Origin of the sequence: Massilia sp. CMS3.1, assembly GCF_051262535.1 — a bacterium.
Taxonomy (GTDB): domain Bacteria; phylum Pseudomonadota; class Gammaproteobacteria; order Burkholderiales; family Burkholderiaceae_D; genus Telluria.
Genome location: NZ_JBIMES010000017.1, coordinates 1 through 16639 on the forward strand (window position 1 = coordinate 1; position 16639 = coordinate 16639).

Consider the following 16639-nt stretch of genomic DNA (forward strand, 5'->3'; position numbering starts at 1 on the left):
GAGCCCGCGGCCGGCGCTCCGCCGCCGAGGCGCGAGCCGGTGCGCCTGCGCTGGTGGCTGCTGGCGCTGGCGGCGCTGTGGGCGATCTGGTTGCTGGCCAAGCCGTCGACGCGGCGCATCGAAGCGCAGATGGACAAGGCGGTCGCGTTGGCGGTCGACTGCAAGCCGCGCGAAGCCCAGAGCGAACTGATCGCCTTGCGCGCAACGAAGGCCACGCCCGAACAGCTGCAGCGCGTGCAGAAGGCGCTCAACGAGGCGAGCGCCACCTGCACCCGCAAGCGCCAGCGCGACAAGGCCTGGCGCGAGGCGAAGACCTCGGTCGAGTCGGCGCTGTCCGGTTCTGCGGTCGAGCGCGCCCGTTCGCGCCTGCGCGCCTTTACCAAGCGCTGGGGCGAGGACGATGCCACGCGCGCCATGAAGGAAGAGATCGACGCGCGCCAGCCCGAACATCCGCGCGCCGACGAGGTCGAAGAAGGGAAGATGCGCTAAGAAACACGCGCAAGGTGTATGCTTGTGGAAACACAATCACTGGAGCAAAGCATGAAAACGACAACCATGTTCAGTGCGCTGCTGGTCCTGGCCATGGCGGCCGGCTGCGCACCCGACGAGAATGCAGTAGGACCTGCGCAAAAGGCCGGCAAGGCAATCGACGACGCCGGCGACAGGGTCGCCGCAGGACTGCGCGCGCCGCTGGAAAAGGCGGACGAGGCGGCGAAACAGCTGGCCGAGCGCGCCGAGGAAGAGCGCCGCCAGATCGCCGAACGGACCGACGAGGCGCGCGAGAAAATCAGGGACGCGACCCAGGAAGCCGGTCGCGGGCTGGAAAAGGCCACCGGCAAGGTCGGCGAGAAGGTCGAGCGTGCCGGCGAGAAGATGCAGGAAGCGGCGCGTTGAACCAAGCGGCGGGGGCGCCCGGCGGGACCTAGGGTCAGAGGCACACTGTAGCGACACAAACCTACGCGCTTATTCTTACATCCGGATACCCCCCCGTCACGATCGACATTTCCACGAACCCCGCGCGCCAGGCCTGCTCCAGGTTCTGCTCGACTTCCTCCATCGAGGTGCGCCCGAAGTTGGTAAAGCCGCGCACGCCATACGCCCGGTTGCGGCCGTGGCCCTTGGCCATGTACAGGGCCATGTCGACCAGGTTGACGGCGCGTTCCCATGGCAGCGCCTTGCCGTCCGGCGCCAGCGGGTAGGGCGCAAAACCGATCGACACGTTCACCGAGAGCGTCGTGCCCTGGAACTCGATGCTGGTCTCGCTGATGCCGTTCAGGAGACGGCGCGCCACGTCGTCCAGGCCGCTCAGCGGGATCGCCGGCAGGAAGGCCAGGAATTCCTCGCCGCCCCAGCGCACGATCATGTCGGTCTCGCGCAGGATCTCGCGCAGGCTGTCCGACATCTTGATCAGGACCGCGTCGCCGGCGCCGTGGCCCCAGGTGTCGTTGATGTGCTTGAAGTGGTCGACGTCCATCAGGAACAGCGCGCTGACCATCTCTTCGCCCGAGGTGCCGGCGCCGCGCTTCTCATCGACGCGGTGCCCGCGCATGAAGTCCTGGAAGTGGCGCCGGTTGTACAGACTGGTCAGCGGATCGCGCACGCTTTGCTGCTTCAGTTCCTGGTTCTTCAGGAACAGCTGCGCATTCGCGTGGCGCACCTTGCGGTACAGGAGGCCGACCACGACCGATGCCAGCGCGAACACCACGGCCAGCAGCCACCAGACGCGCTGCTGCAGGCGGCGGTTGTCGATCTCGACCGACTTGACCTGGTTCTCGCGCTCGAGCAGCACGATCTGGCGTTGCTTCTTGTCGGCGTTGTATTTTTCCTGAAGCTCGAGCATCGCCTTCTGGCGGCGCTTCTCGAACAATTCGTTCGAGAGCGTGCGCTCGCGGTGATAGGCGGCGACCGCCCCGGCGTAATCGCCCGCATGTTCGAGCGCGCTGCCGTATTCTGACAGCACGGTTTGCAACTCCGGTTTGTCGCCGGTCTGGAGGTAGACGTCCAGGCCGGCCTCGAAACTGCGTTTGCCCTCTGCCAGCTGACCGGTCGACAGGTAGGCCTGGCCCAGGTTCACGCGCGCTGTGGCCAGCGCCACATGATCGTAGATCTGTTGCGCAGCCTCGATCGCCTGCAGCGAATACGACTTCGCATTGCGATAGTCGCGCATCTTCAGGTAACAGTCCGACAGGTTCACCAGCGAACGCACGACCAGCGACCGGGCGCCGATCTTGCGCTGCAATTCCAGCGCCATCGTCTGCGCCTTGAGCGCGCGCGCCAATTGGTTGGTATCGACGGCCAGGCCATACTCGGTGCTCTTGAGCGTTGCCATGCGGCCCGGGGAGTTGGTCTTCCTGGCCGCTTCCGTCGCTTCCGCCAGCGCTTCGAAGCCCTTGTCGTACTCGCGCATCTGGCCATACAGGCGCGCCAGCGAATTGAGCACCATGACCAGATGGATCGCGGTGCCGTGCTGGCGGGCGTACGCCAGGATCGCCTGGGTCTTCTCTAGGGAAACGGGGAAATTGCCGTCCTCGGCATGCGCCTCGGCCGACGACACGCCGACGCGCACGCGCAGTTCGACGTTGTCGGTGGTGAGGGCCAGGCGTTCGGCTTCCCAGATCAGCGCATGCGACAGGGCCAGCTCGTTTTGCGCGTACTTGATATAGCCCTTGCGCACCAGGCCCTTGGCCAGCACGCCATTGTCGTTCGCGGCGCGACCGAATTCGATCAGCTCCTCGCACGTGGCGAGCGCCTTTTCATGCTGACCGACGCCCCCGTAGGCGACGCACAACTGCGCCAGCATCTCACCCTTGTCCTGAACCGATGCCGCACGCGCCTCGCGCTCGAGCGCGAGCAGCATCGGCAGCGCGCGTTCGGGAATGAAACGGTTGATTTCACGGATGTCGGCGAGGCGCTCGTTCAGCGGCGCGGCAGCCTGGCCCCAGGCACACGAGGAGGCCAGCAATAACGAGGCCAGCAGCGTCGCGATGCGACGGCGTGGCTGTCTGGTCGTGCGTGCTGCCGGCATAGCGCTCTTTCGATGGGGTGGCCGGAATCGCGTGAGGACGCGTTCCCATCTGTCATTATATTCTTGTTGCAGAGCAGAAACATCGTTTTTTTCACGCCGATATCGCAAAAAAGCGACGCTGGGAAGGCGATATCGGCGTCAGGTGATGTCGTCTCCAGCCGGCCACTCCCTGCTTGCCGAGGGCGCTGGCTCTGACTGTCGCTTAACTGCCGCGCGCCCGCGTGGTAAGCTGAACGACTATATGAAAAGGGAAAGTTAATGAACGGAATGGTGAAGACCGGCATTGCCGGCCTCGACGAAATACTGCATGGTGGCTTTCCACGGAATAACAACCTGATCGTCGAGGGCCCTCCTGGTTCCGGCAAGACCACGCTCGGCCTGGGCTTCATCTACCATGGCGCGCTCGATTATGACGAGCCGGGCGCCATCGTGTCGTTCGAACTCGACCCGGCCAAGCTGCTGCGCGACGCCGCCGGCTTCGACTGGGACCTGCAGGGCTTGATCGACCAGGGCAAGATCAAGATCATCCAGACCAGCCCGGCCGTGCTGCTGAGCGAATTTCGCAGCGATGACGGCGCCTTCACCGCGTCGCTGGTGGCGATGGGTGCGAAGCGCCTGCTGATCGACGGCCTGACGCCGCTGCGCCTGTATGCGGAGGCGAAGGATATGCCGTTTCGCGAAGACGTGCACCTCCTGATCGAAGGCTTGACACGCCTGGGCGTGACCACCATGGTCACCGCCGAAAAGGACGAGTCGATCACCGGCGTGCTGGCGCACGAACGGTTTGTGTTCGACACCATCATCTCGCTCACGCGCGAAGAAACGCGGCGCCGCGTGCAGCGCCGCCTGACGGTGATGAAGTCGCGTGGCCAGGACTTCATCGGCGGCAGCCACACGATGCGCATCGAGCCGGGAGTCGGCGTGCACGTGTACCGCCGCGCCCAGTCGCGCCCGCTTGCCGCGGAAAACCAGCCGACCTCGGAAGAGCGCCTGTCGACCGGTTCGCCGGCCATCGACAAGATGATGGACGGCGGCATCTATAAAGGCTCCGTCACGCTGGTGAGCGGCATTTCCGGCACCGGCAAGACGGTGCTCAGCGTGCAGTTCCTGACGAATGCGATCAAGGAAGGCCACAAGACCCTGCTCGTGAGCCTGGACGAGCATCCGGCCCAGCTGATGCGCAACGCGAAATCGCTCGGCTTCGACCTGCAGGCCGTGGTCGACGCCGGCGACATGTTCATCTATTACGAGTCGCCGCTGGAACTGGAACTCGATGTCCACTTCGACCGCATCGTCAAGCTGGTCGAAGAGAAGGGGATCAACTGCGTGGTGTTCGATTCGATCGCCGTGTACGAGATGACCAGCCGCAGCGAGGTGGCCGATTACCTGTACGCGCTGGCGACCTATTTCAAGAACCGCCTGGCCACGACGCTGTTCAACTATGAAAGTCCGGAATTGCTGGGCGTGTCGCAGATCAGCGAAGAGCTCAAGGGCTCGCACCTGGTCGACAACATCATCCTGCTGAACTACGTCGAGGTCTCCACCATCCTGCGCCGCGCGATCGCTGTCCCGAAAGTGCGCGGCAGCCGCAACCTGCAGGTGACACGCGAGTACACCATCGGCGTCGGTGGCCTGCTGCTGATCGACGAGAGCGACAGCGAGACCCGGGCGAGCGCAGTTCCGCAGCTGCCGTTTTCCTCGTATTACGGCTTGCTGTCGCGTTCACCGTCGCGCCAGAGCCCACAGATCGAGGAAGCCCTCGCTGCCGGCGCACCCATGCCGGAATCAGCGGACCTCCCGACCGAAAAGCCAGAGTGATCACTGTCAACCTGCCGGGTAATGCCCCGGTCGATTGGGAAGACTGGGACACGCCGCTGACGCAGTTCGCGGCGGCGACCGGCCTTGTGACGTCCGCCTTCGACACGGAGGGTGTACGCCGCATCGGGCCGAAGACCGGCTCGCGCCTGGCGAGCTTGCTGGCCCGTTCCAGCCTGTGGGCCGTCGATGGCCCCGGCACGGCGATCGAGCGCACGCTGGTGGACGCAAGTTGCGCCGACGGCAAGCCTGCCTCGGCGCAGTTCGGCGGCCTGCGCGTGTGCTCGCTGCCGCTGCTGCTGCGCGGCGAGGTCTACGGCGTACTGGTGTTCGGCTGGCGCTTCGCCGACTTCAGTTCACCGCTCGAGTGCGAGCGCATCGCCAAGCAAGTCGGCCTCCCGGGCCACCTGCTGTGGAGCGAAGTACGGCTCGATGCGCCGGTGTCCGAACAGCGCATGGGCACCTACGCGGCGCTGCTGGGTACGCTGGCGGCCACACTGGACCGGCAGCGCGAAACCATCGATGACCTGACGCGCGTGAACCGCACGCGCGAGCTGTTCCTGGCGACGGTGTCGCACGAAATGCGCACGCCGTTGTCGGCACTGTCGCTGCGCATCGAGCTGATGCTGCGCACGATGCCCGATCTGCCGCCAAAAGCGATCAGTGGACTCGAATCGATGCGCGTGCACGTGCGCCAGGAAACCGCCATGGTCGACGACCTGATCGACGCCGCGCGCACGCTCACAGGCCAGATGTCGATCACGCGCACGCAGGTCAATCTGGGGCAGGTCCTGCGCGACGCCATCTCGACCGTGGAAACCTTCGCGCACACCAAAAATATCCGGATGCTGGTCACCCCGAGCAATTACGGCGACCATATCCACCTGGACGCGGACGGCCGCCGCCTGCAGCAGGTGATTTGGAATTTGTTGATTAACGCGACCAAGTTCACGCCCGAGGGCGGCGTGATCCGCATCACGATCGGACGCATTGAAAACATGGTCGCGATCGACATCGCCGACTCCGGCCAGGGCATCGAGCCGGACGACCTGCCGCACGTGTTCGGCGCATTTACCCTGCAACAGCAAAACAACGCCACCGGACTCGGACTCGGACTGTACATCGCACGCCGCATCGTCGAGCTGCACGAAGGCTCCTTGAGCGTCAGCAGCGCCGGCCGTGGCCAGGGCGCGACGTTTGCTATCCGGCTGCCGTCCCACGGCTGGGGGCAGACCTGACCCCAGCTTTTTATACCGCCAGCTGCTGCAACAAATACAGGCGCTGATACAAGCCGCCCTCGATGCGCATCAGCGCGTCATGTGCGCCGGATTCCGTGATGCGCCCGTGATTCAACACCACGATCCGGTCGGCATCGCGAATCGTCGACAACCGGTGCGCGATCGCGATGATCGTCACATGGCCGCGTAATTCGTCCAGCGCTTCCTGAACGATCTGTTCGGTGGCGCTGTCGATGCGCGAGGTCGCTTCATCGAGCAGCAGGATGCGCGGCTCGCCGGCCAGCGCGCGGGCGATCGCAATGAGCTGCTTCTGGCCTGATGACAGGCGCGAGCCGCCTTCGCCGAGCGAGGTGTCATATCCTTCTTCGAGCGCCGTGATGAAATCATGCGCGTGTGCGGCGCGCGCCGCCGCTTCGATGCGTTCAAACGAGAGGCCGCGCCCCATGTCGATGTTCTCGCGCGCCGATGCGGCCAGGATGAATGGATCCTGCGGCACCAGGCCGACCTCGTTGCGGAAATGTTCGTTGTCGATACCGGCGATCGGTTCGCCGCAGATCTCGATGCGCCCAATCTCGGTCGGGTAGTAGCGCAGCAGCAGCGACAACAAGGTCGATTTGCCGCTGCCGGTGTGGCCGACGATGCCAAAAAAAGCGCCTTGCGGGATGTCGAGCGTGATGTCGTGCAGGACGTTCTGGCCCGGCACGTAGGCGAAACTCACATCGCGCACACGTACCGCCGGGGCGTCAGGGCTTGCCGCGAGCCGTGTCCCGAGCGCGCGGCCGGCCGCGTGTTCGGCCGCCCCCGCTTCGTCGAGCAGGTGCGACACGCGGGCCGTCGCCACCACCGCCTGCTGCAGGCCGCTGAACTGCATCGTGATCTGGATGAGCGGCTCGACCACGCGCGCGATATAGCTGATGAAGGCGTACAGCACGCCGACTTCGACCGCGCCGATGTCGCGCTGGCCGAAGCTGAAGATGACGACGGCCAGCAAAATGACATTCAACAGATCCAGTGCCGGGCGCAACAGGAAAGCGTTGGCCTTCAGCTCGGCCAGGCGCGAATGATAGTGCTTGTCGTTGGTGGCCGCGAAGCGTTCGCCGAAGCGGCCGGCCGCATTGCTCGCCTGGAGCACGGTCATGCCGCCGATCGACTCGGCCATCTGGCCATTGATCTCGCTGCGCAGGGCGCGCGCGCGCGTCACCGCAGGCGCGGACAGGCGCTGGTACAGCCAGACGATGGCCAGCACCGCCGGCAAGAGCGCGAGCACGATCAGCATCAGGCGCCAGTCGAGCCAGGCCATCGCGATCATGGTGCCGACCAGCACGATGCTCGAATCGAGCAGGACGAACAGCACCTGGATGTACAGCGTCTTGACCGCTTCGGTGTCGTTCGTCACACGGCTGACCAGCTGGCCCGTGATGGCGCGGTCGAAGAAGGCCATCGGCAGGCGCATGACGTGGCCGTAGACCCATTCGCGCAGGCGGCGCACCGATCGCATCGCCATGCCTGAGAGGCGAATCAGCTGCAGGTAGCGCAGCCAGGACGCGGCCCAGCCGGAGAGCAGCACGCCGCCCAGCAGCAGCCCCATGCGCGTCCAGTCGGCGTTACGCGGCAGCAGGTGGTCGTCGATCAGGGCCTTGCCGAGAATCGGGCCGATGACTTCCAGGCCGGCGGCGAGCATCAGCCACAGCGTCGCCAACATCAGCTGGCGCCGGTCCGGCCAGGCGGCGCGGCGCAGCAGGGATGCCGCTTGCGTGACCTGGGCGCGGCCGGGTTTTTCGATCATACTAGCTTGCGTCAAGGCTGGCCTCCAGTTGTTGGTAGCGCCACTGGCTGGCATACCAGCCATCCAATGCGAGCAGGGTGTCGTGGTCGCCCGATTCGACGATCCGGCCGTCCTTGAGCACCACGATCTGGTCGGCGTTGACGACCGCCGACAGGCGGTGGCTGGCGATGATCGCCGACAGTCCGGGGCGCGCCGCGCGCAGCTCGGCCAGATGGTCGAGGATGCGCGTCTCGGTGCCGGTGTCGACCGCGGATAAAGCGTCATCGAGCAGCAGCAGCGAGCTCTCGGCGAGCAGCGAGCGCGCGATCGCCACGCGCTGGCGCTGGCCGCCCGAGAGCGTAATGCCCTTTTCGCCGACCGCCGTATCGTAGCCCTGCGGGAAGCGCAGGATGTCCTCGTGGATCGCTGCCATGTCGGCCGCGCCCTCGATCTCGGCGCGGCTGGCGCCAGGGCGGGCGAGGGCGATGTTCTCGGCGATGCTGGCCGAGAACAGGAACGATTCCTGCGGCACCCAGCTGGTCGCCGCGCGCAGCGCATCGAGCTTGTAGGCCTCCAGTGGATGGCCGCCCCAGGTCACGGCACCGCTTTGGGGCGTGGCCTGGCGCAGCAGCACGCGCAAAAGCGTCGACTTGCCGGAACCGGTCGGGCCGACCAGGCCCAGCGTCATGCCGGGACGCAGCGCTACCGACACGCCGTCGAGCGCCGGCTTGTCCGCGCCGCCATAGGCGAAGCGCACATCGCGCAGCACGAGCGGACCGTCCTCGATGCGCTCAAGCTTGCCTTCGTCGACGACCGTGAGTGGCGCATCGAGCATCGGCTGCAACCGGGCCAGGCCCGCGCGGCCCCGTTCGATCAGGGACAGCACCCAGCCGGCCGCGAACATCGGCCAGATCAGCTGTCCGAGGTACATGGTAAAACTGGTCAGCGCGCCGATGGTCAGCTGATTGTTCCAGACCAGGTAGCCGCCCAGGCCCAGGGTGAGCGCGCTGGCGGCAGTGAGCGTCAGGCCGACCGCCGGTTCGTAGGCCGCTTCCCATTTCTGCGCAGTCAGGCTGGCGTCGGCCGCCTTGCCGGCAAGTTCCGAGAACTGCTGCGCGCTGCGCGCTTCCAGGCCGAGGGCGCGCACGGTGCGCACGCCCGAAAGCGATTCCTGCACATGGTCGTTCAGCGCCGAGAACCGTTGTAACGAATCCGTTTCGGCCGTATGGATGTGGCGCGAGATATACCAAAAGGCCAGGCCCATCAGCGGGAAGGGCAGCAGCGCGACCAGGGCCAGGCGGTAGTCGACCCCTAACAGCATCACGCCCAGCACCATGACAAGGGTGAGCGTCCCATCGAAGCCGGCCAGCATCGCTTCGCCGGCGGCCATCTCGATGGCGTCGATGTCGTTGGTCGCCAGCGCCATCAGGTCGCCGGTGCGCTGCTTCTGGTAGAAGGCCGGGCCCTGCGCGGAGAGACGCGCGTACAGGCGCGTGCGCAACTCGACGCCGAGGCGGTAGGCGGCCGAATACAGTCGGATGCGCCAGGAGACGCGCAGCACGTAGATCGCCACGCCGAGCGCCAGCAGCTGCATGATCCCGATGGCGAGGTCGTGGCTGGACAAGCTGTGCGCGGCCAGGCCGTCGATCATGGCGCCGACCTTGCGCGGCACCCAGACCGTGCACACGGCCACACCCACCAGCATCACCGCCGACGAGGCATAGGCCTTCCAGTGGCGCAGCACGAAGCTGCCGACCAGGCTTGCTAAACTCATGAGTTTCCTTGCGGTTGATGGCCGCGCCGCACAAATAGAAAAGCGGGCCGAAGCCCGCTAGTTTACTTTCTTTGGAAGTCAGGCGCAGCGCGCCTCGCATCCTGGATCAGTTCTGCTTGCGACGGCCCTTGCTGCCACGAATTTCCGTAACCTTGGTCGTCGTCGTGGTGTTGGCCACTGGCGGCGCGGCATCGACCGGCTCGACCTTCGGCAGCTCGATCTCGACCGAGACTTCCACTGGCACGCTGGCGGCCACCGGGTGCGGCGGCGCGATCGACATGTCGGTGATTTCGCTCGCCGCCTGGGCGATCGCCGTCGGCGCGGTGCTCGGCTCGATGTCGGAGGTGACGATCACGAAGGCGGGCGCGCTCTCCGGCTCGGCGACCGGCGCGTTGAATGGCGCTGGCTCCGCAGTCACTGCCGTTTCGGGCGCAGCCGCTGCAGTTGGCGCAACTGGCGCGGCTGGTGCCGCTTCAGGGCGTGCCGGCGTGAAGCTAGCGACCGCCGCCTCGACCGTCTGCTGCGCCGCAGCGGTGTTTGCCGTCGTGATCGCAGTGATCGCATCGGCGCTATAGCTGCGCAGCGGCGCGAACTTGGCGCCGGCGGCGATGGAGAACAGCTCGCGGCCGTAGTCGAAGATCGTGTGCAGCTGCTGCTCTGATTGCGAACTGAGTTGGGTCCCGAGCGCGAGCAGGTCGCGCGCTTCGCGTGCGGCCAGCAACTGGCGCATCGCGGCGGACGACTGTTCGATGGCGGTACGCGAAGCCTGGAACTGGAGCGCGAAGATGCGGCTGGTCTGGTCGAACGCCTGATCGCTGAACGTGCGCATCAGGTTGAGTCCATTGTCGAGCTGGGTCTGGCGTGCTGCTGAGAACTGTTCTGGAAGTGAAGTCATCTGAATCCCTTATCGATCGGTTATGGCGCACTGCAACATAATCAAGTGTAGCCCTGATATTCAGCGATGCCAATCGAATTCGATGAGTGTGTTATCTACGCAATATTGCAACGCAGCATCGTTACAATTTGGCACATAGAACACCACCGAAGGCGATGCGAAAATCGCTACAATTATTCATCATCACAGGAGCGTCCATGGACCTTGTCATCCGCAATGCCACTCTGGCCGACGGCCGCCGGAATATCGACATCGGGGTGATCGGCACCCGCATCGCCGCCGTCGAAGCGAACCTGTCCATACAGGGCGCACGCGAAATCGACGCCGGCGGCGACCTGGTCACGCCGCCCTTTGTCGACGCCCACTTTCACATGGATGCAACGCTCAGTTATGGTCTGCCGCGCGTCAACCAGTCCGGCACCTTGCTTGAAGGCATCGCGCTGTGGGGTGAGCTGAAACCGCAGCTGGCGCAAGAAGCACTCATCGAACGGGCGTTGCATTATTGCGACTGGGCCGTGGCGCGCGGCCTGCTGGCGATCCGCACCCACGTCGATATTTGCGACGACCGGCTGCTCGCGGTTGAGGCCCTGCTCGAAGTAAAGCGGCGCGTCGCGCCGTATATCGACATGCAGCTGGTCGCCTTCCCGCAGGACGGCCTGTTGCGCAGTCCGGGCGCCTTCGACAACCTCAAGCGCGCCATTCGCATGGGCGTCGACGTTGTCGGCGGCATCCCGCATTTCGAGCGCACCATGGCGCAGGGTGCGGAGTCGGTCAGGCTGCTGTGCGAATTCGCGGCCGAGCGCGGCTTGCGCGTGGACATGCATTGCGACGAGACCGACGATCCGCTGTCGCGCCACATCGAGACGCTGGCCTATGAAACCTGGCGCCTTGGCCTGCAGGGCAGGGTGGCCGGTTCGCACCTGACCTCGATGCACTCGATGGACAATTATTATGTGAGCAAGCTGCTGCCGCTCATCGCCGAATCGGGCGTGGCGGCGATCGCAAACCCGCTCATCAACATCACCCTGCAGGGCCGCCACGACACCTACCCGAAGCGGCGCGGCATGACGCGCGTGCCCGAACTGCTGGCGGCCGGCGTCGATGTCGCTTTCGGTCACGACTGCGTGATGGACCCGTGGTACGGGCTCGGTTCGGGCGACATGCTGGAAGTGGCGCACATGGGCCTGCACGTGGCCCAGATGACGGGGCAGGAAGCGATGCGCCAGTGCTTCTTGGCCGTGACCGAGACGCCGGCACGCATCCTCGGGCTCGAGGGCTACGGCATCGCACCGGGCTGCAAGGCCGACTTCGTGCTGCTGGGCGCCTCCAGCACGGTCGAGGCGATCCGCCTGCGCGCCGCGCGGCGCTTTGTCGTGCGCCGCGGGGAGGTCGTCGCCGAAGCGCCGCGCGCCACCTCGACGCTGCACCTGGCCGGACGCCCGGGCGCGGTCGACTTCCGTATCGGGCGCTGACTTCGCTTGCGCGAATGCTAGAATCGCCAGCCCGTTTCAGTCATAGAGAATCGTTGCCGAACCGTGAAAGATATCCAGATCCGCCCCGCCACCAGCGCCGATTTCGACGCCATGTGGACCATCTTCAGCGCCCATGTGAATGCGGGGGAGACCTACCCGTTCGAGCCTGATACCACCCGCGAGGCGGTGCAGGCCTACTGGTTCGGCCATGGCGTCACCAGCCTCGTGGCGGTGCTGGGCGAGCGCGTGCTGGGCATGTACCGCGTCATGTCGAACCAGCTCGGGCGCGGGCGCCACGTCGCCAACGCCTCCTACATGGTCAGCCCGGCGGCGCAGGGCGTGGGCGTGGGCCGCCTGTTGGGCGAGCACAGCCTGCTCGAAGCGCGCGGCCAGGGCTATCTGGCGATGCAATTCAATTACGTGGTCAGCACCAACACCGCCGCCGTCATGCTGTGGAAGAAGCTCGGCTTTTCAATCGTCGGCACGCTGCCCAAGGCATTCCGCCACAGGCGCCTCGGCTATGTCGACGCCTACGTGATGTACCAGTTACTCCAGGATCCCGACCACTGGCCCACGGCCGACGGGTAGGGCGCGCTCCAGGAGGCGTACGGGACAGCACCCTGCAGCGCCCAATGGTAGGATGGTTGTCAGTTCGATCACTTACGAAAGCCGCCCCTGTCCATGCTACCCGCCGAAGCCGGTCCCAACGCAGCCTTCTACGTTGTCCTGAACGCCGGTTCCGGCCATTCCGAAACCGCCTTGCGCGAGTCGACCATCCGCGATGTGCTGGGTGACGCAGGGCGCACCTGCCATCTCGAGATCGTCGACGACCCCGCCAAACTCTGCGACATCGCGCGCCGCATGGCGACCCAGGCAAAAGAGAATGGCGGCGTCGTGGTCGCGGCCGGCGGCGACGGCACCATCAACACGGTCGCGCACGAGGCGGTGCGCCAGGGCTGCCTGTTCGGCGTGCTGCCGCAGGGGACCTTCAACTATTTCGGGCGCACCCACGGCATCCCCGAAGAACTCGATGAAGCCGTACGCGCGCTGCTCGATGCCCGCGTCACGCCGGTCCAGATCGGGATGGTCAACGACCGCATCTTCCTCGTCAACGCCAGCGTCGGCCTGTATCCGCAGCTGCTCGAAGCGCGTGAGGAGGACAAGCGCCAGTACGGGCGCAGCCGCATCGTCGCCATTCTGTCGGCGCTGAAAACCACGCTCGGGCGTTACCGTCCGCTGCGCATCGCGATGGATGCCGAAGGCATCACGCGCAAACTGCGTACGCCGACCCTGTTCGTCGGGAACAACCGGCTACAGATGGAGCAGGTCGGGATGGAGCCGATGAGCGTGGCCCTGGAGGAGGGCGAGCTGGCGGCGATCGCGCCGCGCCAGGTCGGCAAACTCGGGATGCTCGGCCTGCTGCTGCGCGGCGCGCTCGGGCGCCTGGGCGATGCCGACAACCTGGTCGCCTTTTCCTTCAAGCGCTTGAGCGTCAAGCACGCCGCGCTGTCGCCACGCCGGCGCATCAAGGTCGCCACCGACGGCGAAGTAACGCACATGCGCATGCCGCTCGAGTTTCGCGTGGTCGAGGGAAGGCTGATGCTGCTCAAACCCGCAGCCGCCCCTGATGCTGGCGCCGACGCCAAGGCGTAGTGCGCGCCCGTGCGCTTGGTGTATGTGAAAAAATAAGCGATGACTATCCGACCGGACTTCGCGGCGCTGTTTGCGGCGTCGCCCTACCCCTACCTGCTGATCGATACGGACTTCATCCTCATCGGTGCGAATCCGGCCTATTTGCGCGCGACCGGAAGGACTGCCGATGACCTCGTCGGCAAGCATATCTTCGACGCTTTCCCGGCCAACCCGCTCGACCCCGATTCGACCAACCTCGATGAAGTGCGGGTCTCGATCGAGTTCGCCATCTCGACGCGCCAGCCCCATACCAGCGCACTGCTGCGTTACGCGATTCCCGTCGAGACGCCCGATGGCCCCGGTTTCGAGGAACGCTATTGGAGCGCGGTGCACAGCCCCGTGTTCGACGACGACGGCAAGGTCATCTACGTGTCCCAGAACGCGATCGATGTGACGGACCTGTACCGTTTCGACGTCGCGACCAGGAAGTACTACCTGAAGCAGGATGCGAATGCCGTGCCGGACATTGCACAGATGAACCGGCCGCAGATGCACGAGGCGATGACGCGCATCCTGAATGCCGAACGCAGCGGACTGCAGATCCTGTTCGACCAGGCGCCCGGTTTCATCGCGGTGCTGACCGGCAAGGACCATACCTTCGACACGGTCAACGAAGCCTTCTATCGGCTCGCCGGCCATCGCGACATTGTCGGCAAGCCGGCACTGGACGCGCTGCCGGAACTCGCAGGGCAAGGCTACAAGGAGCTGATGGACGAGGTGTGCCGGACCGGCGAGCCGGTGGTCCTGCGCGAACGCCGGATCGCCTTGCGGCGCGATGCCGGCGACGCGCTGGAGGACCGCTATGTGGACTTGCTGTTCCAGCCGATCATCGGCCCGGACAAGCGGGTGAGCGGCATCTTCGCACAGGGGAACGACGTCACCGGGGCCCACCGTGCCAACCAGGCCCTGTCCGAAAAAGTGCAACAGCTCGAAGAGATCCGCGCAAACCAGACCTTCCAGCTGGCGCTCGCGGACCGGATCCGCCAGCTGGACAACCCGGAAGACGTTACCGCCGCCGCCGCCGAACTGCTGGGACGCAAACTCGGCGTCTCGCGCGTGCTGTATGCGGAAGTGGACGACGAACGCGGCACACTGTTCATCCATCGCGACTGGACCGTCGAAGGGTTCGCCAGCCTGGCAGGTCAAAGCAAGACCATGGACGACTTCGGGCCGGCGATGATTGCGGACCTGCGCGCCGGCAAAGCGGTCATCAACGGCGATGTGGAGCAGGATCGCCGTACCGCCGGCTACCTCGGCGCCTACGAAAAGATCGGGGTGCGCGCCGACTTGCTGGTGCCGCTCGTCAAGGCCGGGCGACTGCGCTGCGTCCTGACGATCCACAGCGCGACGCCACGGGTCTGGCAGGAGGAGGAATGCAGGCTGGCCCGGGAAACGGCCGAGCGCACCTGGTCGGCCGTGGAGGCGGCGCAGGCGCAATCGGCCCTGCGCACGGAACGCGACCAGAGCCAGTACATCTTCGACAGCATGGCCGAAGGTTTTGCGATACTCGACCGCGACTGGACCATCCTGCGCATGAATGCGGAAGGGCTGCGCATTACCCAGCTTTCCGCTGCACAGGTCATCGGGCGCAACCACTGGGACCTGTTTCCCGAACTCAAAGGCACGAATACCGAAACGGTCTATGCCCGGGTCATTGAAACCGGCAAGACGGAGATCATCGAAATTCCCCATATGCTGCCTGACAAGACGCACATATGGAGCGAAATCCGCACCCACCGCTCGCTCGATGGCGGCATCGCGTTCTTCTTCCGCGACGTCACCGAACGCAGGAGGGCGCAGGAACAGCTCGAGACCGCCGACCGCCGCAAGGACGAATTCCTGGCCATGCTCGCACACGAGCTGAGAAACCCGCTGGCGCCGATCGGCGCGGCCGCCCAGCTGCTGCAGATGGCCAAGCTCGACGAGGCGCGGGTGCGCCATACGAGCCAGATCATCGGGCGCCAGGTCGAGCACATGACACACCTGATCAACGATTTGCTGGACGTCTCGCGCGTGACGCGTGGTCTGGTCACGCTCGACAATGCGCCGCAGGACGTCAAGCAGGTCGTCACGGAGGCGGTCGAGCAGGTCACGCCCCTGATCCAGGCGCGCCAGCACCGCCTGGCTTTGCACCTGCCGCCCGATACGACGCTGGTCATGGGCGACAAGAAGCGCCTGGTGCAGGTGTTGACGAATATCCTGGCCAACGCCGCCAAGTACACGAACGACGGCGGCAACATCACCGTAAGAACGCATGTGGACGAAGCGCATGTTCATGTCGACGTGATCGATGACGGCATCGGCATGGCGCCTGAGCTGGCAGCCCATGCATTCGAGCTGTTCTCGCAGGCCGAGCGCAGCTCGGACCGCTCTGCCGGCGGGCTGGGCCTCGGCCTGGCGCTGGTGAAAAACCTGACCGAACTGCACCGCGGAACCGTGGCCTGCCGCAGCGAAGGGATGGGCCACGGCAGCACGTTCAGCGTCTGCCTGCCGCGCCTGCATGTGCAGGAGTGCCCGGACGACGGTGCGCATGAAGCGCTTTCCCTGACGCCGGGCAGCCGCTCCTTGCGCGTCCTGATCGTGGACGACAATGTCGATGCCGCCACGATGCTGGCGATGCTGCTGGAAGCATCGGGCCACCGGGTCCTGGTCGAGCATGAGGCAAGCGCGGGGCTGGCACGGGCACAGGCGCAGCGCCCGGACGTCTGCCTGCTCGACATCGGCCTGCCCGAAATGGACGGCAACAAGCTGGCCCAGCGCATGCGCGCGCTGCCCGAAACGGCAGGGGCGGTGCTGATCGCGGTGACAGGCTATGGCCAGGAAGGCGACCGCCGGCGTTCACTGGCGGCCGGATTCGACCACCACCTGGTCAAGCCGCTCGATCCGAAGCAGTTGTTTGCGATACTCGATACGGTGTGAAGCTGGCGCAGGCGTCCTTCACGCGTTGAATCGGCACAAGATCA

At 65.5% G+C, this 16639-nt stretch carries 12 protein-coding genes; 8 read left to right on the forward strand and 4 right to left on the reverse strand.

The features are described from left to right. Both ACHAC9_RS21090 and ACHAC9_RS21095 read left to right on the forward strand, forming a co-directional pair. Positions 1-489: hypothetical protein (locus tag ACHAC9_RS21090; protein WP_435763106.1), on the forward strand; the 489-nt coding region annotated here is incomplete at its 5' end. Between the two features lie 51 nt (positions 490-540). After that, positions 541-894: a hypothetical protein gene (locus ACHAC9_RS21095; protein WP_435763108.1), complete on the forward strand. Its 354-nt coding sequence runs from the start codon at positions 541-543 to the stop codon at positions 892-894. 61 nt (positions 895-955) lie between these two features. Here ACHAC9_RS21095 and ACHAC9_RS21100 read toward each other — a convergent pair whose 3' ends face one another. Then, on the reverse strand, positions 956-3025 hold the full coding sequence (locus ACHAC9_RS21100) for a diguanylate cyclase (protein WP_435763110.1): 2070 nt from the start codon (positions 3023-3025) through the stop codon (positions 956-958). Positions 3026-3283: 258 nt separating this feature from the next. Between ACHAC9_RS21100 and ACHAC9_RS21105 the strand changes: the two genes are divergently transcribed. Continuing rightward, entirely contained in the window at positions 3284-4843 is a 1560-nt protein-coding gene (locus ACHAC9_RS21105; RefSeq protein ID WP_435763112.1) for an ATPase domain-containing protein, read from the forward strand. Continuing rightward, positions 4840-6078 carry a sensor histidine kinase gene (locus tag ACHAC9_RS21110; protein WP_435763115.1) on the forward strand — a complete coding sequence of 413 codons (1239 nt, stop codon included), beginning with the start codon at positions 4840-4842 and terminating at the stop codon, positions 6076-6078. Before ACHAC9_RS21105 ends, ACHAC9_RS21110 begins: the two co-directional genes overlap by 4 nt. A 10-nt stretch (positions 6079-6088) precedes the next feature. Here ACHAC9_RS21110 and ACHAC9_RS21115 read toward each other — a convergent pair whose 3' ends face one another. The 3 genes from ACHAC9_RS21115 to ACHAC9_RS21125 all read right to left on the reverse strand — a co-directional run bounded on the left by ACHAC9_RS21115 (position 6089) and on the right by ACHAC9_RS21125 (position 10512). Then, entirely contained in the window at positions 6089-7864 is a 1776-nt protein-coding gene (locus ACHAC9_RS21115) for an ABC transporter ATP-binding protein (protein WP_435763203.1), read from the reverse strand. 1 nt (position 7865) lies between these two features. Beyond that, a complete protein-coding gene (locus tag ACHAC9_RS21120; protein WP_435763118.1) occupies positions 7866-9617 on the reverse strand; it encodes an ABC transporter ATP-binding protein in 1752 nt (583 codons plus the stop codon). Between the two features lie 106 nt (positions 9618-9723). Beyond that, positions 9724-10512: a phasin family protein gene (locus tag ACHAC9_RS21125; protein ID WP_435763120.1), complete on the reverse strand. Its 789-nt coding sequence runs from the start codon at positions 10510-10512 to the stop codon at positions 9724-9726. Positions 10513-10709: 197 nt separating this feature from the next. Between ACHAC9_RS21125 and ACHAC9_RS21130 the strand changes: the two genes are divergently transcribed. From ACHAC9_RS21130 to ACHAC9_RS21145, 4 genes are all read left to right on the forward strand, one after another. Continuing rightward, on the forward strand, positions 10710-11984 hold the full coding sequence (locus ACHAC9_RS21130; protein WP_435763122.1) for an amidohydrolase family protein: 1275 nt from the start codon (positions 10710-10712) through the stop codon (positions 11982-11984). Between the two features lie 63 nt (positions 11985-12047). Continuing rightward, entirely contained in the window at positions 12048-12572 is a 525-nt protein-coding gene (locus ACHAC9_RS21135) for an N-acetyltransferase family protein (RefSeq protein ID WP_435763124.1), read from the forward strand. A gap of 93 nt (positions 12573-12665) precedes the next feature. After that, positions 12666-13637, forward strand: a complete 972-nt coding sequence (locus ACHAC9_RS21140; protein WP_435763126.1) for a diacylglycerol/lipid kinase family protein — start codon at positions 12666-12668, stop codon at positions 13635-13637. A gap of 39 nt (positions 13638-13676) precedes the next feature. Next, complete coding sequence (locus ACHAC9_RS21145; protein ID WP_435763128.1) at positions 13677-16595, forward strand: PAS domain-containing protein; 2919 nt, start codon at positions 13677-13679, stop codon at positions 16593-16595. Positions 16596-16639: the final 44 nt, after the last annotated feature.

Bases quoted from the DNA above. Each gene is read 5' to 3' on its own strand.
- ACHAC9_RS21095 (WP_435763108.1), top strand. From the start codon at position 541: ATGAAAACGACAACCATGTTCAGTGCGCTGCTGGTCCTGGCCATGGCG.
- ACHAC9_RS21100 (WP_435763110.1), bottom strand. From the start codon at position 3,025: ATGCCGGCAGCACGCACGACCAGACAGCCACGCCGTCGCATCGCGACG.
- ACHAC9_RS21105 (WP_435763112.1), top strand. From the start codon at position 3,284: ATGAACGGAATGGTGAAGACCGGCATTGCCGGCCTCGACGAAATACTG.
- ACHAC9_RS21115 (WP_435763203.1), bottom strand. From the start codon at position 7,864: ATGATCGAAAAACCCGGCCGCGCCCAGGTCACGCAAGCGGCATCCCTG.
- ACHAC9_RS21120 (WP_435763118.1), bottom strand. From the start codon at position 9,617: ATGAGTTTAGCAAGCCTGGTCGGCAGCTTCGTGCTGCGCCACTGGAAG.
- ACHAC9_RS21125 (WP_435763120.1), bottom strand. From the start codon at position 10,512: ATGACTTCACTTCCAGAACAGTTCTCAGCAGCACGCCAGACCCAGCTC.
- ACHAC9_RS21130 (WP_435763122.1), top strand. From the start codon at position 10,710: ATGGACCTTGTCATCCGCAATGCCACTCTGGCCGACGGCCGCCGGAAT.
- ACHAC9_RS21140 (WP_435763126.1), top strand. From the start codon at position 12,666: ATGCTACCCGCCGAAGCCGGTCCCAACGCAGCCTTCTACGTTGTCCTG.
- ACHAC9_RS21145 (WP_435763128.1), top strand. From the start codon at position 13,677: ATGACTATCCGACCGGACTTCGCGGCGCTGTTTGCGGCGTCGCCCTAC.